Source organism: Microbacterium stercoris (assembly GCF_017592545.1).
Classification (GTDB): Bacteria; Actinomycetota; Actinomycetes; order Actinomycetales; family Microbacteriaceae; genus Microbacterium; species Microbacterium stercoris.
Map to the genome: position 1 here is coordinate 45,960 of NZ_JAGFOA010000002.1, position 26,316 is coordinate 72,275.

Here is a 26,316-nt window from a genome sequence, read left to right on the forward strand (position 1 = left end):
GGCCTCGCCGCCGATGGCCCGCCGGTTTCGGATGCGCTGATCGGCGCACGCGAGGGGGTTGGAACGTGGCAGAGCTGAACACCACCACGGGATCGTTCGACGAGATCGAGGTCGACACGATGCCCGGGCGCATCGCGCCGCTCCGCGTCGAGTTCGCGGGCGAATGGCACGAGGTGCCCATGGAGCGCCCGTTCGTGATCGGACGCGAGGGCGATCTCGAGATCGACGACAACCAGTACCTGCACCGTCAGTTCCTCGAGCTCCAGTTCCACGACGGCCTGTGGTGGCTCGCGAATGTCGGGTCGCGCCTGGCCGCCACGATCTCCAGCGCGGGAGGCGCGGTGCAGTCGTGGCTGTCGCCCGGTGCGCGCATGCCGGTCGTCTTCGCCCAGAGCGTCATCGTCTTCACGGCCGGTCCCACGACCTATGAGCTCACGCTCTACACCGAGGAGGCGCAGTACGCCGTCTCGAGCCAGGTCGAGGCCTCGATGAGCGGCGAGACCACCGTGATGCCCGTGAGCTTCACGCCCCTCCAGAAGCTGCTCATCGTGGCGCTCGCCGAGCCGATGCTGCGCCGCGAGGGAGTGAGCATGAGCGAGCTGCCGTCGTCGAGCGCCGCGGCCCAGCGCCTCGGGTGGACGATGAGCAAGTTCAACCGCAAGCTCGACAACGTCTGCGACAAGCTCGATCGCATGGGCGTGCAGGGCCTCCGCGGCGGCCCCGGCAAGCTGGCGACCAATCGTCGCGCGCGCCTGGTCGAGTATGCGGTCACGTCCCAGCTGGTCACCCGCGCCGACCTCGCCCTGCTGGACGACGAGGCGCTCAAGAACCAGAACGAGTCCGAGGACGACTGACCTCGGCGCCGGCCGTCAGCCGGCGAGTTCCTCCGCCACGAGGTCCTGCACGACCGCCGCTGCCGCGGTGAGACCCGCGGCGATCGACAGCCCCACCGCGTGCATGGGCCCCGGAAGTCCCGGGCCCACGGCCGCATCGCCCGCGGCGGAGACGCCCGGCACGCTCGTGCGTCCGAGCGCATCCACCTCGACGGCGCCGCTGGGGTGCAGTGCGAGCCCCAGCTGCTCGGCGAACGGCGTCGACTGACGCCAGGCGGTGGCAGTCAGCACCCCGCCGAGCTCGAGCGTCGCGCCATCCGCGAACGTCGCCAGCGCGCCGTCTCCTGCGGGTGCGAAGGAGGCGATCCGGTCCTCCCGGATCGTCGCGCCCAGGCGCGCGAGCTGATCCGCGGTGTCGGCGTCGACCTCCTCGCCGTGGGCGAGCACCACAAGCTCTGCGGCGATGGGGCGCAGCATCGCGGCCATACGCGGTGCGTGCGCGCCCATCCCGATCAGGCCCACGCGGGTGCCGGCGAACTCGTGGCCGTGGCAGAAGGGGCAGTGCGCGGCGGCCGTGCCGAAGAGGGCGGCGAGGCCCGGGATGTCCGGCAGCCCGTCGGTGACGCCCGTGGCGAGGATCAGCCGGCTCGCGGCGATCCGGTCGCCGTCGGCGAGGACGAGCGTGAAGGCCCCGCGCGTGCCCTCGATGCGCGCGACCTCTGCATTCCGCGTCTCGACCGACCCGTAGGCCGCGAGCTCGGCGCGTGCGGCGGCGCGCAGGTCGGCGGGGTCGGCGCCGTCGAAGCCGACGAGGTTCTGCATGTGCCGCACCGGCGCGTTGCGGTAGCGCCCGCTGTCGATCAGCACGGTGCGGCGGTGCATCCTGCCCGCGGTCAGTGCCGCCTGCAGGCCGGCCGGGCCTCCTCCGATGATCGCGATCTCGTGCATAACGACTCCTCTCCGGCGCTCTCCGGTTGCGCTCGCTCCGAGTCTGTGACTTCATGTCGACATGAAGTCAACTCCCTGGTCCATCGGCGAGCTGGCCGAGCGTTTCGACCTGGCGACCCATGTGCTGCGGCACTGGGAGAGCGAGGGGCTCATCGCCCCGCAGCGCGACGCCGGCGGCCGCCGCCGCTACGGCGAGGCCGATGCCTACCGCGTCGCCGTGATCGTCGCGAGCAAGGCGGCGGGTATGAGCCTCGAGCAGATCCGGGCGCTGGTGGATTCCGGATCCGCCGGGCGCCACCGCATCCTCGAGACCCATCTCGCCGACATCGACGACCAGATCGCGGCGCTCGAGCGCTCGCGGGCGATGGCGCGCCACGCGCTCGAATGCCGCGCGCACGACATCTCGACGTGCCCGAACTTCCGGGCGAACGTGTCCGACATCGTGCGCGGTGCGCGCGTGGGCATGGGCTTCGCGGAGCGCCGGACGCACGTGCACGGATCGCCGAGTGCGTCGGATCCGGTTGGATGAGGGGATGCCCCCACGCATCGTCGTCGTCGGACCCGCCTCCTGGAATCAGCTGATCGTGCTCGATCGGCTGCCGGAGCCCGTTCCGCACATGCAGTTCGCGCAGGACGCGTGGCACACGATCGGCGGCACCTCCGCCGGCAAGGCGCTGCACCTGACGGGCCTGGGCGCCGACGTGCGCCTGCGCGCGCCCCTGGCGGCCGACGCCGAAGGCGAGCGGATCCGCACCGCGCTCGCGTCGGCGGGGGTCGCCGTCGACGTGCTGCATTCGGAGCGCACCGAGCAGCACGTGAACCTCATGACGCAGGCCGGAGGGCGTGTCTCGCTCTATGTGGCGACGCCGACGGATCCGGATCTCGCGGACGTCGCGCAGACCGCGCGGGCCATCGCTGGGGCGGAGGTGGCGGTGGTCGACCTCGCGGCCGTCGGGCTCCAGGTGATCGCGCATCCGGACCGCGGCGCGACGCCGCTGTGGATCGATCTGCACGACTACGACGGGAAGTCAGCGTTCCATGAGCCCTTCGTCCGCGCCGCCGACGTGGTCTTCCTGAATGCCGATCGCACGGACGATCCGTGGGCGCTGATGCGCGCGTGCCTCGATCGGGGCCCGCGGCTCGCGGTGTGCACCCTCGGCGCCGAGGGCGCCATCGCGCTCGAGGCCGACGGCACCCGTCACCGCGTGCCGGCCGCTCCCGCGCGCGTCGTCGACACCAACGGCGCCGGTGACGCGTTCATGGCGGGCTTCCTCGCCGCCGCTCTCGACGGGGCGGCCGTGCCCGCCGCGCTCGAGGCCGCCGCCGCACAGGCCGCCACGGCGATCGCGACCCGCCACCTGCATCCGGCCCTCGACGCGATCCTCTGACGCCGCGGGCGCGATCCGGTGCTGAAAACACGTGTTCTCCCCGAGAAACCGCCGGATCACGCCAGAAAGCACGTGCTCTCGCTGAGAGCACGTGCTTTCCGAGGCGGGCGGATGCCCGGGATCAGACCTTCGAGCGCGTGAGCTGCTCGGCGAGACCCGTGTAGGTGGCCGGCGTCAGCTCGAGGAGGCGCTGCTTGGCCTCTTCGCCGATCTCGAGGCCCTGCACGAACTCGGCCAAATCGGCGGCGCCCACCCGGCGGCCACGCGTGAGCTCCTTGAGCAGGGCGTACGGGTCGGCGATGCTCGAGCGACCCGCGGTGACCTCGGCGCGCACCACCGTCTGGATGGCCTCGCCGAGCACCTCCCAGTTGCCGTCGAGGTCGGCCAGCAGCACGTCGCGCGACAGCGAGATCTCGCCGAGGCCGCGCGTGAGGTTGTCGAGCGCGAGCAGCGAGTGGCCGAACGCGACGCCGATGTTGCGCTGCGTGGTCGAGTCGGTGAGGTCGCGCTGCAGGCGCGAGGTGACGAGGGTCGTCGAGAGCGAGTTCAGCAGCGCGCCCGACAGCTCGAGGTTGGCCTCGGCGTTCTCGAAGCGGATCGGGTTGATCTTGTGCGGCATCGTCGACGAGCCGGTCGCGCCGGCGACGGGGATCTGCGCGAAGTAGCCGAGCGAGATGTACGTCCAGATGTCGGTCGCGAGGTTGTGCAGGATGCCGCCCGCGTGACGCACGCGGTCGTAGAGCTCGACCTGCCAGTCGTGCGACTCGATCTGCGTCGTCAGCGGGTTGAACGTGATGCCCATCGACTCGATGAAGTCGCGCGTGACCGTCGGCCACGCCACCTGCGGGCCGGCGGCGAGATGGGCCGACCAGGTGCCCGTGGCGCCCGAGAACTTCGCGAGGTACTCGATGCCCTCGATCTGCGCGAGCACGCGCTCGAGGCGCCACACGAACACGCCGAGCTCCTTGCCCATGGTGGTGGGCGTGGCGGGCTGGCCGTGCGTGCGCGACAGCATCGCGGCGTCCGCGTGCTCGTGGGCGAGCTCACGGAGCTTGGCGATCACCCCGCGGAACTTCGGCAGCCACACCTCGGTGACGGCGCGCTTGACGGTGAGGGCGTAGGAGGCGGAGTTCACGTCCTCGCTGGTGCACCCGAAGTGCGTGAGCTCGGCGATCCGGTCGAGGCCGAGCGCCGAGAGACGGTCGCGCACCAGGTACTCGACGGCCTTCACGTCGTGGCGCGTGACGGCCTCCTTCTCGGCGAGCCAGTCGATCTCGTTCTGGCCGAACGTGAGGTACACGGCGCGCAGCTGCTGCTTCTCGTCCTGCGAGAGCGGTGTCGTGCCGAACAGCGAGTGGTTCGTGAGCGTGATGAGCCACTCGATCTCCACCTCGACGCGGGCCCGGTTCAGGCCCGCCTCCGAGAGGTACTCGCCGAGGCCCGAGACCGTGGGCTGGTATCGGCCGTCGAGGGGGCTGAGGGGCTGGACGGGAAGAGTGATCACACGAGACCTCCGTGACGCGGCGGGCGGATGGCCGGCTCGAGCTGCCGGAACAGGGCTCGGCTGGCGCTCTCGATCATACCGAGGGCGTCATCGAAGGCCCGGTCGTCCCCGTAGTAGGGGTCGGCGACATCCGGGCCGAGGGCCGACGGATCGAAGGACGTCAGCAGCGAGATCCGGTCGCGGTGGTTGTCGTGCTGGGCCCAGTGCCGCAGGATCCGCTCGTGGGTGCGGTCGAGGGCGATGATCAGGTCGTTCTCCTCGAACGCGTCCGGGGTGAACTGACGGGCGCGGTGCGCCGATCCGTCGTAGCCGCGGCGTTCGAGGGCCGCGAGGGTGCGCTGATCGGCCCGCTCGCCCACGTGCCAGTCGCCCGTGCCCGAGCTCGACGACACGACGGCGTGCCCAAGCCCCGCACGCTCGGCGAGGTGACGGAAGACCACCTCGGCCATCGGCGAGCGGCAGATGTTGCCGGTGCACACGAAGACCACGCGGAAAGGCGAGGCGGACTGGTCGGGGACAGTCATGCGCCCATTCTGCCGCTCGCGGGCCCGCCGTGGTGAGGCGGGGGAGTCGTCCCCAGGCCCGTTTCGGGGCGGTGCGTTCCCGGATCCCCGGATCCGGCGTCGCGGCTCCCGGCGGTGGGCGAGCGTGAAGACATGACCTTCGATTCGGATGCCCCGCACGCCGCCGCGCGCGGCTGCCTCACGCGGGCCCGCGGACACCTCGAACGGGTGGCGCCCGCTCTCGCGGCGCTCGCCGTGGAGGTCGCGTGGGAGTCGCCCGCGGCGGGCGAGTACCGCGCACAGGTCGACACTCAGCGGCGCGTGGCCGAGGGGCTCATCCTCGACTGCGACGCGGCCGGCGACGGCCTGCGAGCACTCGAGCTGCGGCCCGTCGCGACGGGGGAGGGAGGCGGCTGACGTGGAGGTGACCGAGGGCTTTGTGATCCAGGTCGACCCCGAGTCGCTGCGCCTCGCGGCGGGCCGCGCCGACCTGGTGGCCGATGACCTTGCCGCTGCCGCGGCCGAGGCGTTCGCGGCGGCGGCCGAGGCATCCTGGCACCTGCAGACGCGCGGGCTGGGCGCGCGCATCACCGAACTGCACGACGGCGTGCTCGGCACCGCTGGGCGCCTGCGCTATTGCGCGGATGTCTACGAGGCGGCCGAGGCCAGCTGGACGCTCGACACCTACGGGCGCGGCAGCGCCCTCGGCGCGGCCGCGGAGAGCGCGCTCGATCTCCTGTCCGCGCGCTACGAGGGGTCGGATCTCGATCCGCTCGCCGACGCGCGGCGCCTCCTGGCCGAGCGGCGGGCGCACGCGGTCGACGGCGTCGCCGAGAACCTCGCGGCGCTGCCGGATGTGCGCTGGGTGCTCCCGCTGCTCGGATCGCCACCGGCGACGACCGCAGCCGCCGCGCTGCCATCGGCTTCGGTGGCGGCGACCGCCGCGTATCGCGCCTTCGTCGCGCGGGGGCGCGGCACCGTTCCCCGGGGGCGCGAGCTCGGCGACGATCCGAACGGCCAGCGGATCTCGGTGACGGTCGAGAAGCCGCGGTCCTCGGGCGAGGGCGCCCCGGTGGGCATGGCGGGCGCGGCCCGGCGCATCCCGCAGGGCCCGGATGACCTCGTCCGCGTGGAGACGTATCGGTTCCCCGATGGGCACGCGGAGCACGCGGTCTACGTGCAGGGCACGCGCGAGATGACGCAGGACGGCGACTGGGGCGTGCTTCCCCTGCCGGAGGCGGGAAAGGATGCCTCCGACATGGAGTCCAACGCCGACACATACCTCGGCGATCAGAAGAGCGAGGCGTACCGCGGTGTCGAGCGGGTGATCGCGCGTGCGCTGGAGCAGGTCGATGCGGACCCGCAGGACGCTCTCCACCTCTTCGGTCACTCGCAGGGCGGCATGATCGTCGAGCGGCTTGCGTCCGAGGGCGACCTGAACGTCGAGACCGTGGTCTCGTTCGCCTCACCGCAGCAGGCGCACCTCGACGACTCCGTCCTGCATGTGAACCTCGCCTACACGGACGACCCCGTGGCGGGCCTCGTGGGGGAGGGCGTGCCCGGAGCTGCGGGCGCACCGGGCAGCGCCGTGATCACCGACACGTTCGATCCGGGTGCGGATCCGTTCGCCCCGCTCGAGCCCCACCGGCTCGAGCACTACGTCGCGCTCGCCGCGGAGGCCGACGCGTCCGACGACCGGCGCCTCGATGCGATCGATGGCGTCTTCGACCATCTCGCCGAGGCGCAGAGCGTCGAGGTCGCGACCGGGAACGTCACCCGGGTGAGCCGTGACGGAGCGCCGGTCAGCGGCTCTTCTTCTCCTGGGGACGCAGGATGATGCCGAACACCCAGTTGATGAGGCTGATCAGCAGCGCCGCCACCACACCCCACCAGAAGTCGCCGACGTCGAGGCCCCAGTTCCACGACTGGGTGACCACGCCCGTCAGCCAGAGCAGGAAGCCGTTCACCACCAGCGAGATGAGACCCAGCGTGAGGATGTAGATCGGGAAGGCGACGATCTTGATGACCGTGCCGACGATCGTGTTGATGATCGCGAAGATCGCGCTCACCGCGAGCAGGGTGAGCACAAGCTGCAGGTCGCCGCCGGGCGAGAAGGGCGTCACGGTCACCTGCAGGGCCGGGATCAGCGTCACGACCCAGATGGCGAACGCGTTCACGATGACGCGGACGATGAAGCGCATGAGCCGAGTGTGCCATCCCGGCCTTCGATATGTCAGATCAGGCCGGCGCCCCGACCAGGCGGGAGATCTCATCGGCGGCGGCGATCGCGGCATCCGCGAACTGCTCGATCGAGGTGCCGGGGTGCTCGAGGGCGATCGATGAGATCGACAGGCCGTGGGTGACGGCGCCCGTGTGATCTCGGATCCCGGCCGAGACGCAGACGGTGCCGATCTCGTTCTCGCCGAGATCGGTCGCGAAGCCGCGCATGCGCACGCGGTCGAGCTCGGCATTCAGGGCATCGAGGGTGGTGAGGGTGGCGTTCGTGCGGGCGGGGAGACCCACGCGCTCGGCGAGGTCGGCCACCCGGGCGGCCGGCCAGGAAGCCAGGACGACCTTGCCCATTCCGGTGCAGTGCATCGGCATGGAGTGACCGACGCGCGACTTCATCTGGTACGGCTTCGAGGCGTCGCGGCGAATCAGGTAGACGATCTCGCTGTCCGTGGCGACGCCCACGTGCACGGTGCAGTCGACCTCGGCGACAAGGCGGTCGACGATCGGGCGGGCGATCTGGGCGATGTCGACCGAGGCGAGCGCGCGCCCCGCGAGCGAGAGCATCCCGGGGCCGGCGCGGTAGCCCCGCTCGCCGTCGCCCGCGATGAAGTCGCGGGCGACGAGAGTGGCGAGGATGCGATGCACCGTGGCCTTGGCGAGGCCCGATGCGGCGACGATGTCGGTGAACCGGGTGTGCTCGAGGGCGGCCCCCAGCACGTTGAGCGTCTTCTCGCTGGCGCTGAGCGCGCCGTTCTCGTCCGTCATGTCCAACTCTCCCGTGCCTGGTGTCGGCGTCGTCGCTGACTAGACTTGATTATAGAACTGGGTTTCGCTGGACGGAACTCGCGACACGGCACCATGGAGGTCCGCATGACTGAACTCTCGCAGAGCGTGCTCGACGGGCAGCGTCTCGTTCCGCTGGCGGCGCCCGCGAACCCGGCGCAGACCGAGGCTCTCCGCGAGGGTCTGATCGCGGGGGGTCTCCCCATCGTCGAGGTCGGCCTGCGCAACGCCTACGCCGCCACCGCTCTCGCCGAACTCGCCGCGGCGGGCGGGCTCATCGTCGGCGCCGGCACCGTGCTCGACGGCGCGCAGGCCGTGAGCGCGATCGACGCGGGTGCGCAGTTCCTCGTCACCCCCGGCTACGCCGACGACATCGTCGAGGTCGCGCAGCGGCGCGGCATCCCGATCGTTCCGGGAACGGCCACCGCGACCGAGGTGCTGCGCGCGCGCCAGGCGGGCCTGCGGTTCGTCAAGCTGTTCCCGGCCAACGTGCTCGGCGGCCTCTCGCTCATCAACGCCCTCAGCGCGGCGTTCACCGACATGCGCTTTATGCCGTCCGGGGGCGTCACGCAGGCCACCCTCGTGGAGCACCTCTCGCACCCCGCCGTGGGCGCGGTCAGCGGCAGCTGGCTCACCTCGGGCGCCCTGCTCGACAAGGGGGCCGACGCGGTCGCCGAGGTCGTGCGCGCATCCGTGGCGCTGGCGGCGACGGTCCAGAAGTGACCGGCCTCGTCACGGTCGGCGAGAGCCTGGCTCTCGTCTACGGATCCCGCGCGGGCGGGTTCGACGCGATTTCGGATGCGAGCGTCAGCTTCGGCGGCGCGGAGAGCAATGTGGCCATCGCCGCCGCCCGGCTGGGCGCCGAGTCGACGTGGATCGGCCGGGTCGGCGATGACGCCTTCGGCCGCCGCATCACGCGCGCGATCCGCGGCGAGGGGGTGCGGGTGCACGCCACGGTCGACCCCGAGCGGCCCACGGCGCTGATGGTGAAGGATCGCCCGGCAATCGGCCGCACGCGTGTCGTCTATTACCGCGCAGGCAACGCCGGCAGCCGGATCGCGCCGGACGACGTGCCGCAAGACGTCGTCTCGGACGCCGACATCTTCCACTTCACGGGCATCTCGCTGGCCCTCGGCGACCAGTCGGCGGCTACCGTGCTCGCCGCCGCGCGCGCGGCGAAGGCCGCCGGCGTCACGGTGTCGTTCGACCTCAACCACCGCTCCAAGCTGTGGAGCACGGATGCCGCAGGCGCGGCCTTCCGCGAGGTTCTCGACTTCGCCGACATCGTCTTCGCGGGCGACGACGAGGCCGCGCTCGCCGTCGGCGACGGCGCCCCCGAGGAGCTCGCCGACCGCATCGCCGCGTACGGCGCCCGCGAGGTCGTGATCAAGCTGGGCGAGCGCGGCGCGCTCGCCCTCGTCAACGGCGTCACCTACGAGCAGCCGCCGTATCGCGTCGAAGTCGCCGACACCGTCGGCGCGGGCGACGCGTTTGTAGGCGGCTACCTCGCCGAGCACCTGGCCGGTGCGGGGCTCGCGCAGCGGATGGCCACGGCGGCCGCCGCAGGCGCCTGCGCCTGCCGCGGCGACGGCGACTGGGAGATGATGCCCACGCGTCGCGACATCTCCGAGCTGCTCGCGGGAGGCGATCCGGTCTCGCGCTGACCCCTCGTCGTTCGTCGAGCGAGCGCCAGCGAGTCGAGACGCCCAAGCCTCCGTGCGGGGGCCTGGGCGTCTCGACTCGGTCGTTCCTCCCTCTCTCGACGAGCGGGGAAGGAGGGAGGCGGCGCGGGGTCAGTCGTCGGAGGGCTTGCGCCAGGTGCCGGCGCGGAGCGCGTCCTCCACGGGCCACAGCTTCTCGTAGCGACGGCCGGCGAGCTTCGACATCAGCTTCGCGACGGCCGGGTCGGCGTCGGCCTTGGCGCCGCCGTTCTCGAGGCGGGTGATCTCGGTGAGCAGCACCTCGTGGGTCGGCTTGTCGAGGCGGAAGAGCCGCGACATGATCAGCGCGATCACGATCAGCGCGAGCGGCAGGAACACGGTCACCGACGCGATCGCCGACGAGACGCCGTCGGGCTGCACGAGCACGCACGCGTCGACGCAGTTCGGGTCGAGCTGCGTGCCGCCCTCGGAGCCGGGCTTCAGGTAGCCGGAGGCGTCGATGATGCCGCCGACGATGAGCGAGCCGATGGCGCCGGTCGACTTGCGGCCGAAGGTCATGACCGCGGCGTAGACGCCGGCGCGGTGCTGGCCGGTCATCAGGTAGTCCACATCCGGGATGAACGGGTAGACGTTCCAGGGGGTGAACTCGAGCAGAGCGCGACCCGCCTGGTACGCGATGCCGATGACGATGAGCATCGCGATCGGGTTCTCGATGTCGAACAGGTACACCGCGCCGAGCGCGAGCAGCGAGGCGATGATCGTGACGTACGAGGTGGCGTACAGGAAGCGCGGGCCCTTGGCGACCATGAGGAATCCGGCGCCGATGGTCACGGGGAGGCCCACGATGGCAAGCGACTGCAGCGTCAGGCCGAAGGTCTCGGATCCCGCCAGCGAGTAGACCACGAAGAAGGTCAGCGCGCTCGAGAAGACGTCCTTGGCGGTGAACGAGCACAGGTAGATCACCAGGTGCTTCACGAAGGTGAGGTTCTTGAACGTGGAGCCGGCCTGGGTCACCGTGTCGGCCAGGGTCTTCCACACGCTCAGGCGCGGCTGCGCCTCGAGCTCGGCGAGGTACTCGGGGGTGAGCTTCTTCTCCCACGTCGTGAAGTAGGCGATGGCGACGCCGGCGGCGAAGAGCACGGCCATGGCCGATCCGGCGATCAGGTACGCGTTCGGGTTGCCCGCGGCCTTGATCGCGGCGGGGAGGGCGAACACGAGGAACGTTCCGGTGGCCGAGAAGAACATGCGCGTGGACGAGAGCTTGGTGCGGCCCACGTAGTCGGGGGTCATCTCGTTGGGCAGGGTCTCCCACGGGATCAGGATGACCGCCATCACGATCTCGATGACGAGATAGACGACGAGGTAGTACCAGAAGCCCATCCCGGCGATCCACAGCAGCGGGAACGTGACGAGCACGGCCGGGGCGCCGATGAGCAGGAAGAAGTGGCGGCGTCCGAAGCGGCGGCCGAGCTTCGTGCGGAAGAAGTTGTCGGTGAGCGGACCGATGAGCAGGCTGACGATCGCGTCGACGATGCGGGCGATGGCGAGGATCGCGCCACCCTCGACGGCCGAGACGTTGCCGTAGGTGGTGAAGAAGAACAGCATCAGGCCGCCGACGATGGTGTTCCATCCGCCGCCCATGAGGTCGACGACGCCGTAGCCCATCGAGCGGACGATGGTGATCGGCTTCGCGGTGAAGACCCGGCCGGTCGAATAGTCGCGCTCCGCCTTCGGAGACGCGTCGGTGCGGGAGTGCATGTGGGTGGGATCCTTCCTCAGGCCGCGCACGGGAGGCGCCTTTGCCTTGTTCCGCATGACGGAACGATGGTCTGCCATGCGGACACGAGGGTATGCAACGCCTCATCCGGGGTGCAAATCGACTCGACGGGTGCTGGCGGGGCCGGTGTGCGGGGTGGAGGCGAGGAGTTCCGCGCGATCGAGTACCGTGGAATCCGAATATGAACCTCTGGTCCGTCAGGCGAAACTCGGCGGATCATCAACACGGCGAAGGCGGCGATCGACGATGACGCACGACACGGCTTCCGCGCCCACCGGAGCGGGCACCCGCCCCTTCCTCGGGCCGGACTTCCTGCTCGGATCCGAGACTGCCAAGCGCCTCTTCGCGCTCGCGGGCTCGGTTCCGGTCGTGGACTACCACTGCCACCTCAGCGCGGCGGAACTGGCCGACGACCGTCGCTTCGCGACGATCACCGAAGCGTGGCTGGGGGCGGATCACTACAAGTGGCGCCTGATGCGCGGCGCCGGCGTCGAGGAGCGCCTCATCACGGGCGACGCCTCGGATCTCGAGAAGTTCCAGGCCTTCGCCGCCGTGGTCGGCCGGGCGATCGGCAACCCCGTGCAGCACTGGGCGCACCTCGAGCTGCAGCGCTACTTCGACATCGACGACGTGCTCGACGCCGACAGCGCCCGCGACATCTACGACCGCGCCAACGCGAAGCTGCAGCAGCCCGAGTTCAGCGCCCGCGGCCTCGTGAAGGCCAGCGGTGTGGAGGTCATCTGCACAACGGACGACCCGCTCGACACCCTCGAGCACCACGAGGCGCTGGCCGCCGCAGACCACTTCGACACGCTGGTGGTGCCGGGCTTCCGCCCCGACGGCGTGCTCCGCATCGAGCGCGACGCGTTCCTGCCCTACGTCGAGCGCCTCGCCGCGCTCACGGGATCGGAGATCTCCGACTTCGAGAGCCTCTCCGCCGCCCTCGAGCAGCGCATCGCGTTCTTCGACGAGCGCGGCTGCACGGTCTCGGATCAGTCGCTCGAGATCTTCCCGAAGCGCCCGGCCACCGACGAGCAGGCGGATGCCCTGCTCCGTCGCCGACTCGCCGGCGAGACGCTGAGCGCTCAGGATGCCGACGACTTCCGCTGGGCGCTGATGCGCCGCCTCGCGAAGCTCTACCACGCCCGCGACTGGGTGATGGAGCTGCACCTCAACGCGCTGCGCGACGCCAACCCGCGGCTGATGCGGTCGATCGGTCATGACACCGGCTTCGATGCCATCGGCGAGGACCGCCCGATCGAGGCCCTGCGCCTCTTCCTCGGTGAGCTGGAGGACGACGACACGCTGCCCCGCACGCTGCTGTTCACCGTCGACGAGGGCCAGAACAAGCAGCTCGCCGTGCTCGCCACCTGCTTCCCGGGCGAGGGCATCGCCGCCAAGGTGCAGCTGGGCAACGCCTGGTGGTTCAACGACACGATCGCGGGCATGGCGGCGCAGATCCGCACGTTCGCCGAGGTCGGCTACCTGCCTGCCGCGGTCGGCATGGTGACCGACTCGCGCTCGTTCCTGTCGTACCCGCGCCACGAGTACTTCCGCCGCATCGTGGTGGACATCGTCGCGCAGTGGGTCGATGCGGGGGAGTTCCCCGCGAACGACGCGACGCTCGTGTCGATCCTGCGCGACATCTTCCACGACAACGCCGTGCGCTACTTCCGCTTCGACGTGCCTCTGGCGGGAGGCGCCGCGTGACCGCGCTGACGCTCGACGCCACCGCGCTCGACCGGCTGCCGGAGTTCGAGGCCGCCGGGTTCACCGTGCCGCAGTACGACGTGCGCGCCATGCGCGCCGCCACGGCCGAGCGCCCCACCTGGGTGCACCTGGGCGCGGGCAACTTCTTCCGCAGCCTGCACGCCGTCGCCGCCCAGCGCATGCTGAACGCGGGACACGACACCGGGATCATCCTGGCGAACCTGCGCGATCCGCAGGTGGTCGAGAACTCGAGCGCGACCGACGACCTCTTCGTCAACGCGGTGCTGCGCGAGGACGGATCCATCGAGCCCGAGATCGTCGCGTCGGTCGCCGAGAGCTGGCACCTCGCCCCCGAGGCGGAGGACGGATGGGCGCGCCTCACCGCCGTGTTCGAGAACCCCTCGCTGCAGCTCGTCACCCTCACCGTCACCGAGAAGGGCTACCTCTCGGACGCATCGGACATCGCCGCGGGCCCGGGTCGTGTGCGCGGCGCCATCCCGGCGCTCTGCTCGCTGCTGCTCGCGCGCTTCCGGGCGGGAGCGGCCCCGATCGCGCTGGTGTCCACCGACAACTTCTCGGAGAACGGCGAGCGCCTCGCCGCGGCCGTGCGCGGCGTCGCCGAGGCATGGATCTCCGCGGGCCAGGCCCCGGCGGAGTTCGGCGCGTGGGTCGGCGGCGACCGCGTCGCCTACCCCTCCACCATGGTCGACCGCATCACGCCCGCGCCGTCGCCCGCGGTGGGCGAGCGCCTGGCCGAGCTCGGCCTCGCGAACGCGCAGCTGCACGAGCGCGCATCCGGCGGTGCGCTCGCCGCCTTCTCGAACACCGAGGCGGTCAGCTACCTCGTGCTCGAGGACGCCTTCCCGAACGGCCGCCCGCCCTTCGAGACCGGCGAAGTGGTGCTCGGCGACAAGGAGACCGTCTCGCGCGCCGACCGCATGAAGGTGACCACCTGTCTCAACCCTCTGCACACCGCGATGGCGGTCGTCGGGTGCCTCCTCGGCTACACCCGCATCGCCGAGATGATGAAGGACTCCGACATCCACCGGATGGTCGTCGGCATCGGCGCCACCGAGGGCCTGCCCGTGGTCGACGCTCCCGAGGGCATGGACCCCCAGGCCTTCCTTCGGGAAGTCATCACGAAGCGCCTGCCCAACCCCGGCCTGCCCGACGCGCCGCAGCGCATCGCATCCGACACGTCGCAGAAGGTGGGCATCCGCTTCGGCGAGACCATCCGCCGTCACGCGGCCGCCGGATCCGCGGAGTCGCTCACGTGGATCCCCTTCGCGATCGCGGCATGGATCCGGTACCTGCTCGCCGTCGACGACCAGGGCAACGCGTTCGAGCGCAGCCCGGATCCGCTGCTCGCGCAGCTGGATGAGCGTCTCTCGGGCGTCGAGTTCGGCCGGCCGCGGACGGCCACGGCCGCCCGCGAGCTGCTGCGCGACGCGTCGATCTTCGGTGTCGACCTCGCCGAGGCGGGCGTCGCGAACACCGTGCTCGCCCACCTCACCACCCTTCTCCACGGTCCCGGCGCCGTCCGCGCCGGCCTCTACGCCCTCGCCCACTCGTAAGGAGCAACGCGCATGAGAATGTCCTTCCGCTGGTTCGGCCCTCAGGACGATCCGGTCTCGCTCGAGTACATCCGCCAGATCCCGGGCGTGCGCGACGTGGTCGGCGCGCTCTACGACGTGCCCGTCGGCGAGGTGTGGCCGGTCGACAAGATCGCGGCGCTGAAGAAGCAGGTGCACGACGCGGGTCTGACGCTCGAGATCATCGAGTCGGTCAACATCCACGACGACATCAAGATCGGCCTGCCCTCGCGCGACCGCTACATCGACAACTACCGCCAGACGCTGCGCAACCTGGCCGAGGTCGACGTCTCGGTCATCTGCTACAACTTCATGCCGGTGTTCGACTGGCTGCGCACCGACCTCTGGTACGAACTGCCCGACGGCTCGAAGACGATGCAGTACGACCGCTCGATCTCCGAGTCGATCACCCCCGAGTCGCTGCTCGCGCAGTACTCGGCCGAGGGCTCGAGGTTCACGCTGCCCGGCTGGGAGCCCGAGCGCCTCGCCGACCTGAAGACGCTGTTCGCCAAGTACGACGGCGTCGACGCCGACGTGCTGCGCCAGAACCTCAAGTACTTCCTCGAGGGCATCATGCCCGTGTGCGAGGAGGTGGGCATCTCGATGGCGATCCACCCGGATGACCCGCCCCACCCGCTGTTCGGCCTGCCGCGCGTGGTCTCCAACCGCGACGACCTGCGCTGGATCGTCGACGCCGTCGACTCCCCGAGCAACGGCCTCACGCTCTGCACCGGCTCGCTCGGGGCCAACCCGGCCAACAACGTGGTGGACATCGTGCGCGAGTTCGCGGGCGAGGGGCGCGTGCCGTTCGCGCACATCCGCAACATCCGCTGGCAGGACGAGGGCCGCTTCTACGAGTCGGCGCACCTGTCGGAGGAAGGATCCCTCGACCTCTTCGACATCGTGCGCACCTTCCACGAGTCGGGCTTCGACGGCTTCATCCGCCCCGATCACGGACGCATGATCTGGGGCGAGACCGGCCGCGCCGGCTACGGCCTGTTCGACCGCGCGCTCGGCGCCTCGTACCTCAACGGCCTCTGGGAGGCCGTCGACAAGGGCTCGCGCGCCTGAGCCCCGTCGCTCGACGATCGAAACCCCCTCGTTCGTCGAGCGAGCGCCAGCGAGTCGAGACGCCCAAGCCTGGGCGGGGGTTTGGGGCGTCTCGACTCGGTCGTTCCTCCCTCGCTCGACGAGCGGAAACCCCCTCGTTCGTCGAGCGAGCGTCAGCGAGTCGAGACGCCCAAGCCTGCGCGCGAGTCAGGATTCCGCCGCTTCCGCGCGCCGCTTGCGCTCGTTGACGCTCCAGTGCCGCACGGCCTCGAGACCGCCCTCGATGAGCAGCTCACGTTTCCGGCGGCTCCAGCCCTGGATCTGCTTCTCCCAGTGGAACGCCTCCGCGATGCCGTCGAACTCCCAGAACCAGATGAGCTCGACCGGTCGGCGTCCCGCTCGGCGGGTGTACGCGGCGCCGAGCCCGTGATTGTGCTCCCAGACGCGGCCGTCGAGGTCGCGCGTGCTGCCGCAGTAGGTGCTGCCGTCGGCGCAGCGCAGCAGATAGACGTAGCCAGCCATGCTCGGACCGTAGTGGAGCGCGCACGGTCTGAGCCGAAGTTGTCCACAGGCGCGGTCGTCTCGAGTCGCCGATCCCCCCTTGTTCGTCGAGCGAGCGCCAGCGAGTCGAGACGCCCAAGCCTGGGCGGGGGTTCGGGGCGTCTCGACTCGGTCGTTCCTCCCTCGCTCGACGAGCGGGTGGGTGGGGCGACTCAGTCGGTCGAGCACAGCCCCTTGTTCGTCGAGCGAGCGTCAGCGAGTCGAGACGCCCAAGCCTGGGCGGGGGTTCGGGGCGTCTCGACTCGGTCGTTCCTCCCTCGCTCGACGAGCGGGTGGGTGGGGCGACTCGAGTCGGTCGAGCACAGCCCCTTGTTCGTCGAGCGAGCGTCAGCGAGTCGAGACGCCCAAGCCTGGGCGGGGGTTTGGGCGTCTTGGCTCGGTCGTTCCTCCCTCGCTCGACGAGCGGGTGGGTGGGGCGTCTCGAGTCGGTCGAGCACAGCTCCTCGTTCGTCGAGCGAGCGCCAGCGAGTCGAGACGCCCAAGCCTGCGCGGGGGTTTGGGGCGTCTCGACTCGGTCGTTCCTCCCCCGCTCGACGAGCGGGGGGTTCGGGGCGTCTCGACTCGGTCGTTCCTCCCTCGCTCGACGAGCGGGTGGGTGGGGGCGTCTCGACTCGGTCGTTCCTTCCTCGCTCGACGGGCGAGGGGCGACGAGCGGGGGCGGGGCGGCGCTCGGCGCGGGGCGGGTTACCTAGACTCGACCCCATGAGCCAGCTTCCGCGCATCCGTCCCGAGATCGCCGCCCTGCCGCCGTACAAGCAGGGCCGGGCCGCCGATGCGAGCGGATTCAAGCTGTCGAGCAACGAGAACCCCTTCGGCGTGCTGCCGGGCGTGCTCGAGGCCGCCGCGCGCGCCGACGCGTTCAACCGATACCCGGATGCGACGGCCGCCGAGCTGCGCGTCGCGCTCGGCGAGCGGTACGGCGTCGAGCCCGAGGCCGTGGTGATCGGCGCGGGCAGCGTCTCGCTGCTGCAGGCCTTCATCCAGGCCGCGGCGTCGGCGGGCGACGAGGTCGTCTACGCGTGGCGTTCGTTCGAGGCCTACCCGGGACTCGCCCTCATCGCCGGCGCGACGGGCGTGCAGGTGCCGAACCTGCCTGACGGCCGGCACGACCTCGCCGCGATGGCCGCCGCGGTGACGGGTCGCACGCGGGTTGTGCTGCTGTGCACCCCGAACAACCCGACCGGGCCGGTGATCACGTCCACCGAGTTCGCCGAGTTCGTCGCCGCGGTGCCGGATGACGTGCTGATCCTGCTCGACGAGGCGTACGCCGAGTTCGTGCGGGCCGACGGCGCCGTCGACGGGCTCGGCGAGCGCGTGTACGAGACGCATCCCAACGTGGTCGTGCTGCGCACCTTCTCGAAGGCCTATGGCCTCGCGGCCCTGCGAGTGGGTTACGCCATCGGCCACCCGCGCGTGCTCGACGCCGCGCGCAGCACCCTGACGCCGCTGTCGGTCACGGCCACCGCCGTGGCCGCCGCGCTCGCCTCGCTCGCCCAGCAGGACGAGCTCGACGCCCGCGTCGACGAGCTGGTCGCCCGTCGGGCGCAGATCGTCGACGGCCTGCGCGCCGCGGGCTGGGAGATCCCGGATGCCCAGGGCAACTTCGTCTGGCTGCCCGCTTCGGAGACCCTCGACTCCGGCACCATCGCCGCCGCCTACGACGCGCGGGGCATCATCGTGCGCCCGTTCCCCGAGGGCGTGCGGATCAGCGTGGGCGAGGCCGAGTCGGTCGCCCCCGTCATCGAGATCGCCGCGGCCCTGCGCGGCTGAGCCGCGGGAAACCGCGCATCTCGACCCGCTTCGGGCACCCGACGGACGGGGGCGCAGATATCCCCCTCGGAATGCGACTGTGGAGATCGTCCACAGGATCCGGACATCCGTTGTCCAGAGTCTTCCGCCCGAGGGGTGCATGCCCGCGGATAGCGTGGACTGGTGACCTCGGAATCTGAGATCGACCCGACCGTTCGGATCCTGAACGCGGATGGCGCCATCGCGCCGTCCGAGACTGCCGAGCGCTACCTGCCGCTCGTCGACGCGCTCACGGAATCCGACCTCGAGCAGTTCTACCGCGACATGGTCTCGGTGCGCGCGTTCGACCGCCAGGCCACGCTGCTGCAGCGCCAGGGCCAGCTCGCCCTGTGGCCGCCGTCGCAGGGCCAGGAGGCCGCGCAGGTCGGATCCGCCCGCGCGGCTCGCGCGCAGGACCACCTCTTCCCGTCGTACCGGGAGCACGTGGTGTGCACGATCCGCGGCGTCGATCCGGTCGACATCATCAAGCTCATGCGCGGCGTGAGCCATGGCGGCTGGGATCCGACCGATCCTGCGCACGGCAACACCCACATCTACACGCTGGTGCTCGGATCGCAGACGCTGCATGCCACGGGCTTCGCGATGGGCCTCGCATTCGACGGCCGCAGCGGCACCGGTGACGCCGACACCGACGAGGCCGTCATCGTCTACTACGGCGACGGCGCCTCCAGCCAGGGCGACGTGCACGAGGCGATGGTGTTCGCCGCGAGCTACCAGACCCCGCAGGTGTTCTTCCTGCAGAACAACCACTGGGCGATCTCGGTGCCCGTCACGACGCAGTCGCGCGTGCCCCTCGCCGACCGCGCGCGCGGCTACGGCATGGAGTCGATCCGCGTCGACGGCAACGACGTGCTCGCCAGCTACGCCGTCTCCAAGCTCGCGCTCGACGAGGCCCGCTCGGGACTCGGCCCTCGCGCGATCGAGGCGGTGACGTACCGGATGGGCGCGCACACCACGTCGGACGACCCGACGAAGTACCGCACGAGCGACGAGGAGCAGTCGTGGGTGTCCCGCGACCCGATCGCCCGCATGCGCGCCTATCTGCTGGGCCGCGGCGCATCCGACGCGTTCTTCGCCGACGTCGACGCGGAGGCCGCCGCGCTCGCCGCCGATGTGCGCACCCGCACGCTCGAGCTGCCGGTGCCCACGCGCGACGACATGTTCGCCCACGTCTACTCCGAGCCGCACCCGCTGATGGACGAGCAGAGGCAGTGGCTCGCCGACTACGAGGCGTCGTTCGGAGAGGAGGTCTGAGATGACCGACACGCAGACTCAGATTCAGACGATGAGCTTCGGCAAGGCGCTCAACGCCGGCCTGCGCAAGGCCATGCAGGACAGCGACCGCGTGCTGCTCATGGGTGAGGACATCGGACGCCTCGGCGGCGTCTTCCGGGTGACGGAGGGGCTGCAGGCCGAGTTCGGCGAGCGCCGTGTGCTCGACACCCCGCTCGCGGAGTCGGGCATCGTCGGCACCGCGATCGGCCTGGCGATGAGCGGCTTCCGCCCCGTGGTCGAGATCCAGTTCGACGGCTTCGTGTTCCCCGCCTTCGACCAGATCACGACCCAGCTCGCCAAGCTCACCAACCGCCACGAGGGTGTGCTCTCGCTGCCCGTGGTGATCCGCATCCCCTACGGCGGCCACATCGGCGCCGTCGAGCACCACCAGGAGAGCCCCGAGGCGTACTTCACGCACACCCCGGGCCTGCGGGTGGTCAGCCCGTCCACGCCGAACGACGCGTACTGGATGATCCAGGATGCGATCGCCTCGAACGATCCGGTCATCTTCATGGAGCCGAAGTCGCGCTACTGGCCCAAGGGCGAGGTCGACACGTCGGCGCGGGCGCTGCCCCTGCACGCCTCGCGCGTGGTGCGCCGCGGCACGGATGTGACGCTCATCGGGCACGGCGCGATGGTGACGACGCTGCTGCAGGCCGCCGCGCTCGCCGAGGCCGAGGGCACCAGCTGCGAGGTGGTCGACCTGCGCTCGCTGTCGCCGGTCGACTACGGCCCCGTGCTCGAGTCGGTGCGGTCGACGGGCCGTGCAGTGGTCGCGCAGGAGGCTCCGCAGCACACCAGCCTCGGATCCGAGATCGCCGCGACGATCGCCGAGCGCGCGTTCTACTCCCTCGAGGCGCCGGTGCTGCGGGTGTCGGGCTTCGATGTGCCCTTCCCCGCCGCCAAGCTCGAGGGCTCCTACCTGCCCGACGCCGACCGCGTGCTCGAGGCCGTCGACCGCGCGCTCGCGTACTGACCGCCCATCGCACGACACCGATAAGACAGGATCGGACCATGCAGACCTTCCACCTCCCGGACGTCGGCGAGGGCCTCACCGAGGCCGAGCTCGTCACCTGGCACGTCAAGCCGGGCGACCAGGTCGCCATCGACGACGTGATCGCCGAGATCGAGACCGCAAAGTCGCTGGTGGAGCTGCCGTCGCCGTTCGCCGGCACGGTGGGCGAGCTCCTCGTGCAGGAGGGCGACACGGTCGACGTGGGCGCCCCGATCATCACCGTGGCCCCCGCCTCGGCCGCCGCGCCCGAGTCGCACGAGCCCACCGGCCACGGGCAGCCCTCTGCGGTCGCCGCGACGCCCGCCGACGGCGAGGGATCCGGATCCGTCCTCGTCGGATACGGATCCGGCAGCGAGGCGAAGACGCGCCGCCGCAAGAAGCCCGCCGAGGCGCCGGTCGCCTCGTCGGTGGGCGTGATCGCGAAGCCCCCGATCCGCAAGCTCGCGCGCGACCTCGGCGTCGCGCTCGCGGACGTACGCGGCACCGGCCCCGCCGGGGAGGTCACCCGCGACGACGTGCTCGGTCACGCGCAACAGGCCAGCGTGTTCCGCAACATCAGCACCCCCGAGCGTCCGGCGGTGCGCGACGAGGAGATCCCCGTCGCCGCGCCGAGCGCGCCCACGGCCGCCGTGGACGCGCGCGTCGAGGAGATCCCGGTCAAGGGCGTGCGCAAGGCCACCGCGACCGCGATGACCGGTTCGGCGCACACCGCGCCGCACGTCTCGGTGTGGACCGACGTCGACGCCACGCGCACGATGGAGCTCGTCAAGCGCCTCAAGGCCTCGCCCGACTTCGCGGACATCAAGGTCTCGCCGCTGCTCATCGTGGCCCGTGCCGTGCTGTGGGCCGCGCGCCGCACCCCGATGATCAACTCGGCGTGGGTCGACGGTGAGGGCGGCGTCGGCGCGAAGATCCACGTGCGCAACTACGTCAACCTCGGCATCGCCGCGGCCACGCCGCGCGGACTGCTCGTGCCGAACATCAAGGACGCCCAGGATCTGTCGATGCGCGAACTGGCGCGCGCCCTCGAGCGCCTCACGGTCACCGCGCGGGAGGGCAAGACCACCCCGGCCGACCAGCAGGGCGGAACGATCACGATCACCAACATCGGCGTCTTCGGCATGGATGCCGGCACTCCGATCATCAACCCCGGCGAGTCGGCGATCGTCGCCATGGGCGCGATCCGCCAGAAGCCGTGGGTCGTCGACGGAGAGGTGCGCCCCCGCTGGGTCACCACGGTCTCCGGATCGTTCGACCACCGCGTGATCGACGGCGACGGCATCAGCCGCTTCCTCGCCGACGTGGCCTCGATCCTGGAAGAGCCCGCGCTGCTGCTCGACTGACCCGTTCCTCGCCCACCCGTTCGTCGAGCGAGGGAGGAACGACCGAGTCGAGACGCCCAGACCTGGGCGCGGGCTTGGGCGTCTCGACTCGCTGGCGCTCGCTCGACGAACGAGGGGCGGGTGGGCGATCTGTCCCGCGACCTCACCCATCCGCTCGTCGAGCGAGGGAGGAACGACCGAGTCGAGGCGCCCAGACCTGCGCGCGCGCTGGGGCGTCTCGACTCGCTGCGCTCGCTCGACGAACGAGGGGGTGGGCGCGATGAACGAGGGGGTGGGCGATCCGTGCCGCCCATCCAACTCCACCCCCTCCACCCACCCGTTCGTCGAGCGAGGGAGGAACGACCGAGTCGAGACGCCCAGACCTTCGCGCGGGCTTTGGGCGTCTCGACTCGCTGCGCTCGCTCGACGAACGAGGGGAGGCGCGGCGTAGGGCTTAGCGATAACGATTCTCATTTGCGCTAGAGTGGGAGTATGAGCTTCCCCCGCGTGCTTCCCGTCGCCCTCCTCGCCGTCTCCACCGTCGCCCTCGCGGGCTGCTCCGGTGCCGCCGAGGGAGCCGGTGACGGGGGCGGGGCGACGATCGTGGCGTCGACCAACGTGTACGCGCAGATCGCGCAGGAGCTCGTGGGCGACGGCGTCGAGGTGGCGTCGGTGATCGACACGGCCGCGCAGGATCCGCACGCGTACGAGGCGAGCGCCCGCGATCGCCTGCTCGTGCAGGATGCGAAGCTGGTGATCCAGAACGGCGGCGGCTATGACGGCTTCATGGAAGAGCTCGTCGCCGATGACACCCCCGTGATCACGGCCGTCGAGTTCTCGCATGACTTCCCGGGCGCCGAGGGGCACGAGGCCGACCACGCCGACGAGCACACGGACGACGAGCACGCGGACGAGGCGGGGCACGAGGGCCACGACCACATCGAGGGCTTCAATGAGCACGTCTGGTACGACGTGCACACGATGATCCACGTGGTGGAGGGCATCGCCGAGGAGATCGGCCACGAGCTGCCCGACCTCGTCGACGCGACCGAGCTCGCCGACAACCGCGACGCGCTGGTGGCCGAGCTGGAGGGGCTCGAGGGTCGCCTCGACGCGCTGCACGCCGCGCACGAGGGGGAGGGCGTCTTCCTTACCGAGCCGATCGGCGGCTACCTCGCCGCGTCTGCGGGCCTCGACGATGTGACGCCTGAGGGCTTCGCCGAGTCGGTGGAGGAGGGGCAGGATGTGCCGCCCGCCACTCTTCTGGATGCGACGCGCGTGATCGAGGCGGGCGACGCCGCGGTGATCCTGACCAACGCCCAGACGGGCGGGGCCGAGACCGAGCGCGTCATCGGCACCGCCGAGGAGGCGGATGTGCCCGTCGTCGAGCTCAGCGAGCTGCTGCAGGGCGACGAGACGTACGTCGAGTGGATGGCCGACAACGTGACCGCTCTCGAGGGTGCGCTCGCCGGCTGATCCGGAACCTACGCCGCGGGGGCGTGGCCCCGCCGCCGCACCGCGGCCGAGGCGAGGGCGATGAGCGTCCCGGCGGTGACGCCGATCACCGTCTCGACGGCTCGGTCGCGCAGGAGCACCTCCGCCGGCGTGGATGACGCGAGCTCGACCATCAGCAGCGCCAGCGGAGTGACGAAGATCATCGCGATGCCGTAGTTACGACCGATGAACATCTCGGCGCCGGCCTGCAGCACGACCGCCACCGCGATGACGGCCAGCGGCGGCATATGCAGGGCGAGGATGCCGGCGGCCACAACCACGCCGACGAGGGTTCCCGCCAGGCGCTGGAGGCCGCGGATGAGGCGCGCCGAGACGTGCGCGCCGCTGACCGCGGCGACGGCGCCCACGGTCGCCCAGTACCAGTGCGACCCCAGCACGAGTCCGGCCGCGCCGGCGAGAGAGGCGGCCACGCCGACCGTGATCGCCATCTCGCCCGCGAGCATCCCGACACGCAGCGGTCGCCTGCCCGTGGCGGCCGGCGGGAGGCCGCGCGCGGAGGCGGCCGCGAACACGGTGGTGACCACGAGCGCGAACAGTGCGCTCGCGCCGCCCACGATGACGATGTCGGCGAACGAGCCGCCCGATGCCGGGATGCTCGCGGTGGTGCCGGCGGCGAACACCACGAACAGCGGCCCGGGCGGATGCCATTGCATCGTGTACGCGAGCAGCGTGACGAGCGAGGCGAGCGCCGCCACCGCGAACACCGACACGAGGGCCGGGGCGCCGAGCACGGACAGGCCCGTGCCGGCGAGCATGGCGGCGATCAGCACGCCGCCCGCGGCCGCCTGCATCCGCAGGCGATCGCCGAACGGATCCTTGCGGCCGTACAGCGCCGCGAACGCGCCGAAGCTCGCGTACATGCCGAGGTCGAGCCGGCCCACGGCCCACAGCACCAGCAGCGGCACCGCCACGCTGATCGCCGCCCGCAGCGCGACTCGATGATCGCCGCTGTGGGGAGCGACGCGCAGGACTCCGGTCCACAGTCGTCCTCGAGATTCCGCCACGTTTCCAGCGTAGGAGAGACGTCCTGGACGGCGGCCGCGTCCCATCGGGACGATGCTCCGCCCCTGTCTGAGAACCGTTATCAGTACCGTCCGTAGAATGGATGCATGACCTCTTCCGATCCCGTCCTCGAGATCGCCGGCGCAGCCCTGCGGCTGCGCGGGCGAGAGCTGTGGAGCGGGCTCGACCTCAGCGTCCGTCCCGGCGAGTTCGTCGCCGTGCTCGGACCATCCGGGTCGGGGAAGACCACCCTGCTGCGGGCCGTCCTCGGGCTGCAGCAGCTGAGCGCGGGAGAGGTGCGCGTCGGGGGATCGACGGCCAGGCGCGGCGACCGCCGCATCGGCTACATCCCGCAGCAGCGCCCCCTTCCGCCGGGCACGAGCCTGCGGGCGCGCGACCTCGTCGCCATGGGCATCAACGGCACCCGGTTCGGGCTGCCGATCCCTCGGCGAGGCGATCGCGAGCGGGTGGATGCGCTGCTCGACGCGGTGGGGGCGACGACGTACGCCGATCATCCCGTCGGGATGCTGAGCGGCGGCGAGCAGCAGCGCCTGCGCGTGGCCCAGGCCCTCGCCGACCGTCCCGAACTGCTGCTGTGCGATGAGCCGCTGTCGAGCCTCGACCTCGCGAACCAGCAGGCCGTCACCGCCATCATCGACCGCGAGCGACGCGAGCGCGACGCGGCCGTGCTCTTCGTGACCCACGATGTGAATCCGATCCTGGATCACGTCGACCGCATCCTGTACATCGCCGGGGGCCGCTTCAAGCTGGGCACCCCGGAGGAGGTGCTGCGCAGCGACGTGCTCACCGCGCTGTACGGCGCCCCCGTGGAAGTGCTTCGGATGGGCGGCCGCCTCGTCGTCGTCGGCGCGCCCGACGCCGACGATCACTGCGCCGAAGCCCACCTGCACGAGGCGCCCGAGGAGGTGGGCGCGGCATGAGGCCCCTGCTCGAATGGAGCGACGTCTTCTCGTTCGAGGACTACGGCGCGCTGCTGCAGCTGGTCGGCAACTCGGTCGTCGCCGGCGCGGTGCTCGGCATCGTCGGCGGCCTCATCGGGGTGTTCATCGTGCAGCGCGACATGGCGTTCGCGGTGCACGGCGTCAGCGAGCTGTCGTTCGCCGGCGCCGCGGCGGCGCTGCTGTTCGGCGGCAGCGTGGTGGCAGGATCCCTCGTCGGGGCCGTCGCGGCGGCGCTGCTGATCGGGGCGCTCGGGGCGAAGGCCCGCGACCGCAACTCGATCGTGGGTGTGCTGATGCCCGCCGGCCTGGGCCTCGGGATCCTGTTCCTCTCTCTCTACGAGGGCCGCAGCGCCAACCGCTTCAGCCTGCTCACCGGGCAGATCGTCTCGGTCTCGAGCCCGGATCTGGGGTGGCTGATCGGCATCGCCGTGGTCGTGCTCGCGGGGCTGATCCTCGTCTGGAACCCCCTGCGGTTCGACTCGCTGGACGGGCAGTCGGCCGAGGCCCGCGGTGTGCCCTCGGGGGCGATCGCGATCGTGTTCATGATCCTGCTCGGGCTGATCGTGGCCGTGGCGGTGCACATCATCGGCGCGCTGCTGGTGATGGCGCTGCTCGTGACCCCCGCGGCGGCCGCCATGCGCGTCAGCCACGGACCGCTCGGCGTGCCGCTGCTCGCGGCGCTGTTCGGCTTCGTCTCGGCCGTGGGCGGCATCCTGCTCGCGATCGCCGGCACCCTGCCGGTGAGCCCGTACATCACCACGATCTCTTTCCTCATCTACCTCGTCTGCCGCGTGATCGCGTGGCGTCGGGACCGCGCGCTCGCGGTCGTCGGCGCCCCTGCCGTCGCGCCCGCGGCCGCCTGAACCGGGAGGCA

25 protein-coding genes are annotated in these 26,316 nt (G+C 71.1%); 17 read left to right on the forward strand and 8 right to left on the reverse strand.

Annotated elements, in window-relative coordinates:
* Nucleotides 1-131: 131 nt before the first annotated feature.
* Nucleotides 132-854: an FHA domain-containing protein gene (locus J5V96_RS04400; protein ID WP_208502336.1), complete on the forward strand. Its 723-nt coding sequence runs from the start codon at nucleotides 132-134 to the stop codon at nucleotides 852-854.
* Nucleotides 855-869: 15 nt separating this feature from the next.
* On the opposite strand, the gene J5V96_RS04405 is transcribed toward J5V96_RS04400, so the two are convergent.
* Nucleotides 870-1,781: an NAD(P)/FAD-dependent oxidoreductase gene (locus J5V96_RS04405; protein WP_208500821.1), complete on the reverse strand. Its 912-nt coding sequence runs from the start codon at nucleotides 1,779-1,781 to the stop codon at nucleotides 870-872.
* A 61-nt stretch (nucleotides 1,782-1,842) separates the two neighbouring features.
* Between J5V96_RS04405 and J5V96_RS04410 the strand changes: the two genes are divergently transcribed.
* Together J5V96_RS04410 and J5V96_RS04415 are read left to right on the forward strand one after the other, a co-directional pair.
* Nucleotides 1,843-2,310, forward strand: coding sequence for a helix-turn-helix domain-containing protein (locus J5V96_RS04410; protein ID WP_208500823.1), 468 nt, complete (start codon nucleotides 1,843-1,845; stop codon nucleotides 2,308-2,310).
* Between the two features lie 4 nt (nucleotides 2,311-2,314).
* A complete protein-coding gene (locus J5V96_RS04415; RefSeq protein ID WP_208500826.1) occupies nucleotides 2,315-3,169 on the forward strand; it encodes a carbohydrate kinase family protein in 855 nt (284 codons plus the stop codon).
* 121 nt (nucleotides 3,170-3,290) lie between these two features.
* Here the strand turns inward: J5V96_RS04415 and purB are convergent, their stop codons facing one another.
* Nucleotides 3,291-4,673, reverse strand: coding sequence for an adenylosuccinate lyase (purB, locus tag J5V96_RS04420; RefSeq protein WP_208500828.1), 1,383 nt, complete (start codon nucleotides 4,671-4,673; stop codon nucleotides 3,291-3,293).
* A complete protein-coding gene (locus tag J5V96_RS04425) occupies nucleotides 4,670-5,197 on the reverse strand; it encodes a low molecular weight protein-tyrosine-phosphatase (RefSeq protein WP_208500830.1) in 528 nt (175 codons plus the stop codon). The genes purB and J5V96_RS04425 overlap by 4 nt, the downstream gene beginning before the upstream one ends.
* Nucleotides 5,198-5,329: 132 nt before the next feature.
* On the opposite strand from J5V96_RS04425, the gene J5V96_RS04430 reads away from it, so the two are divergent.
* Together J5V96_RS04430 and J5V96_RS04435 are read left to right on the forward strand one after the other, a co-directional pair.
* Nucleotides 5,330-5,593: a hypothetical protein gene (locus J5V96_RS04430; protein WP_208500832.1), complete on the forward strand. Its 264-nt coding sequence runs from the start codon at nucleotides 5,330-5,332 to the stop codon at nucleotides 5,591-5,593.
* A gap of 1 nt (nucleotide 5,594) precedes the next feature.
* Nucleotides 5,595-7,013 carry an alpha/beta hydrolase family protein gene (locus tag J5V96_RS04435; protein WP_208500834.1) on the forward strand — a complete coding sequence of 473 codons (1,419 nt, stop codon included), beginning with the start codon at nucleotides 5,595-5,597 and terminating at the stop codon, nucleotides 7,011-7,013.
* Here J5V96_RS04435 and J5V96_RS04440 read toward each other — a convergent pair.
* Both J5V96_RS04440 and J5V96_RS04445 read right to left on the reverse strand, forming a co-directional pair.
* A complete protein-coding gene (locus J5V96_RS04440) occupies nucleotides 6,979-7,377 on the reverse strand; it encodes a phage holin family protein (RefSeq protein WP_208500836.1) in 399 nt (132 codons plus the stop codon). The two genes, J5V96_RS04435 and J5V96_RS04440, sit on opposite strands and share 35 nt — an antisense overlap.
* 37 nt (nucleotides 7,378-7,414) lie before the next feature.
* Nucleotides 7,415-8,173: an IclR family transcriptional regulator gene (locus J5V96_RS04445; protein ID WP_208500839.1), complete on the reverse strand. Its 759-nt coding sequence runs from the start codon at nucleotides 8,171-8,173 to the stop codon at nucleotides 7,415-7,417.
* A 105-nt stretch (nucleotides 8,174-8,278) separates the two neighbouring features.
* Between J5V96_RS04445 and J5V96_RS04450 the strand changes: the two genes are divergently transcribed.
* Together J5V96_RS04450 and J5V96_RS04455 are read left to right on the forward strand one after the other, a co-directional pair.
* A complete protein-coding gene (locus tag J5V96_RS04450; RefSeq protein WP_208500847.1) occupies nucleotides 8,279-8,914 on the forward strand; it encodes a bifunctional 4-hydroxy-2-oxoglutarate aldolase/2-dehydro-3-deoxy-phosphogluconate aldolase in 636 nt (211 codons plus the stop codon).
* Nucleotides 8,911-9,855, forward strand: a complete 945-nt coding sequence (locus tag J5V96_RS04455; protein WP_208500849.1) for a sugar kinase — start codon at nucleotides 8,911-8,913, stop codon at nucleotides 9,853-9,855. Before J5V96_RS04450 ends, J5V96_RS04455 begins: the two co-directional genes overlap by 4 nt.
* A gap of 129 nt (nucleotides 9,856-9,984) precedes the next feature.
* Here J5V96_RS04455 and J5V96_RS04460 read toward each other — a convergent pair whose 3' ends face one another.
* Nucleotides 9,985-11,610, reverse strand: a complete 1,626-nt coding sequence (locus J5V96_RS04460; RefSeq protein WP_208500851.1) for an MFS transporter — start codon at nucleotides 11,608-11,610, stop codon at nucleotides 9,985-9,987.
* 265 nt (nucleotides 11,611-11,875) lie between these two features.
* Between J5V96_RS04460 and uxaC the strand changes: the two genes are divergently transcribed.
* Genes uxaC through uxuA form a run of 3 tightly spaced genes read left to right on the forward strand, consistent with a single transcriptional unit; the run spans nucleotide 11,876 to nucleotide 16,002 of the window.
* Nucleotides 11,876-13,339, forward strand: coding sequence for a glucuronate isomerase (gene uxaC, locus J5V96_RS04465; protein WP_208500859.1), 1,464 nt, complete (start codon nucleotides 11,876-11,878; stop codon nucleotides 13,337-13,339).
* Entirely contained in the window at nucleotides 13,336-14,913 is a 1,578-nt protein-coding gene (locus tag J5V96_RS04470; RefSeq protein WP_208500861.1) for a mannitol dehydrogenase family protein, read from the forward strand. The genes uxaC and J5V96_RS04470 overlap by 4 nt, the downstream gene beginning before the upstream one ends.
* A gap of 12 nt (nucleotides 14,914-14,925) precedes the next feature.
* Complete coding sequence (gene uxuA / locus J5V96_RS04475; protein WP_208500869.1) at nucleotides 14,926-16,002, forward strand: mannonate dehydratase; 1,077 nt, start codon at nucleotides 14,926-14,928, stop codon at nucleotides 16,000-16,002.
* Between the two features lie 186 nt (nucleotides 16,003-16,188).
* On the opposite strand, the gene J5V96_RS04480 is transcribed toward uxuA, so the two are convergent.
* A complete protein-coding gene (locus J5V96_RS04480) occupies nucleotides 16,189-16,503 on the reverse strand; it encodes a GIY-YIG nuclease family protein (protein ID WP_208500872.1) in 315 nt (104 codons plus the stop codon).
* A 741-nt stretch (nucleotides 16,504-17,244) separates the two neighbouring features.
* Between J5V96_RS04480 and J5V96_RS04485 the strand changes: the two genes are divergently transcribed.
* The 5 genes from J5V96_RS04485 (at nucleotide 17,245) to J5V96_RS04505 (ending at nucleotide 23,439) form a co-directional block, all read left to right on the forward strand.
* Nucleotides 17,245-18,312 carry a histidinol-phosphate transaminase gene (locus tag J5V96_RS04485; RefSeq protein ID WP_208500874.1) on the forward strand — a complete coding sequence of 356 codons (1,068 nt, stop codon included), beginning with the start codon at nucleotides 17,245-17,247 and terminating at the stop codon, nucleotides 18,310-18,312.
* Nucleotides 18,313-18,474: 162 nt separating this feature from the next.
* Nucleotides 18,475-19,605, forward strand: coding sequence for a thiamine pyrophosphate-dependent dehydrogenase E1 component subunit alpha (locus J5V96_RS04490; protein WP_307793521.1), 1,131 nt, complete (start codon nucleotides 18,475-18,477; stop codon nucleotides 19,603-19,605).
* A gap of 1 nt (nucleotide 19,606) precedes the next feature.
* Entirely contained in the window at nucleotides 19,607-20,602 is a 996-nt protein-coding gene (locus tag J5V96_RS04495) for an alpha-ketoacid dehydrogenase subunit beta (RefSeq protein WP_236014517.1), read from the forward strand.
* A gap of 38 nt (nucleotides 20,603-20,640) precedes the next feature.
* The gene (locus tag J5V96_RS04500) at nucleotides 20,641-21,984 is read left to right on the forward strand and encodes a dihydrolipoamide acetyltransferase family protein (RefSeq protein WP_208500876.1); all 1,344 of its coding nucleotides are present in this window, start codon (nucleotides 20,641-20,643) and stop codon (nucleotides 21,982-21,984) included.
* A gap of 471 nt (nucleotides 21,985-22,455) precedes the next feature.
* Entirely contained in the window at nucleotides 22,456-23,439 is a 984-nt protein-coding gene (locus J5V96_RS04505; RefSeq protein ID WP_208500885.1) for a metal ABC transporter solute-binding protein, Zn/Mn family, read from the forward strand.
* A gap of 8 nt (nucleotides 23,440-23,447) precedes the next feature.
* Here J5V96_RS04505 and J5V96_RS04510 read toward each other — a convergent pair whose 3' ends face one another.
* Complete coding sequence (locus J5V96_RS04510; protein ID WP_208500887.1) at nucleotides 23,448-24,482, reverse strand: FUSC family protein; 1,035 nt, start codon at nucleotides 24,480-24,482, stop codon at nucleotides 23,448-23,450.
* Between the two features lie 105 nt (nucleotides 24,483-24,587).
* Here J5V96_RS04510 and J5V96_RS04515 point away from each other — a divergent pair, with 105 nt between their 5' ends.
* Nucleotides 24,588-25,421: a metal ABC transporter ATP-binding protein gene (locus J5V96_RS04515; protein ID WP_208500895.1), complete on the forward strand. Its 834-nt coding sequence runs from the start codon at nucleotides 24,588-24,590 to the stop codon at nucleotides 25,419-25,421.
* Entirely contained in the window at nucleotides 25,418-26,305 is an 888-nt protein-coding gene (locus tag J5V96_RS04520; RefSeq protein WP_208500897.1) for a metal ABC transporter permease, read from the forward strand. Before J5V96_RS04515 ends, J5V96_RS04520 begins: the two co-directional genes overlap by 4 nt.
* The last annotated feature ends 11 nt before the right edge of the window (nucleotides 26,306-26,316 follow it).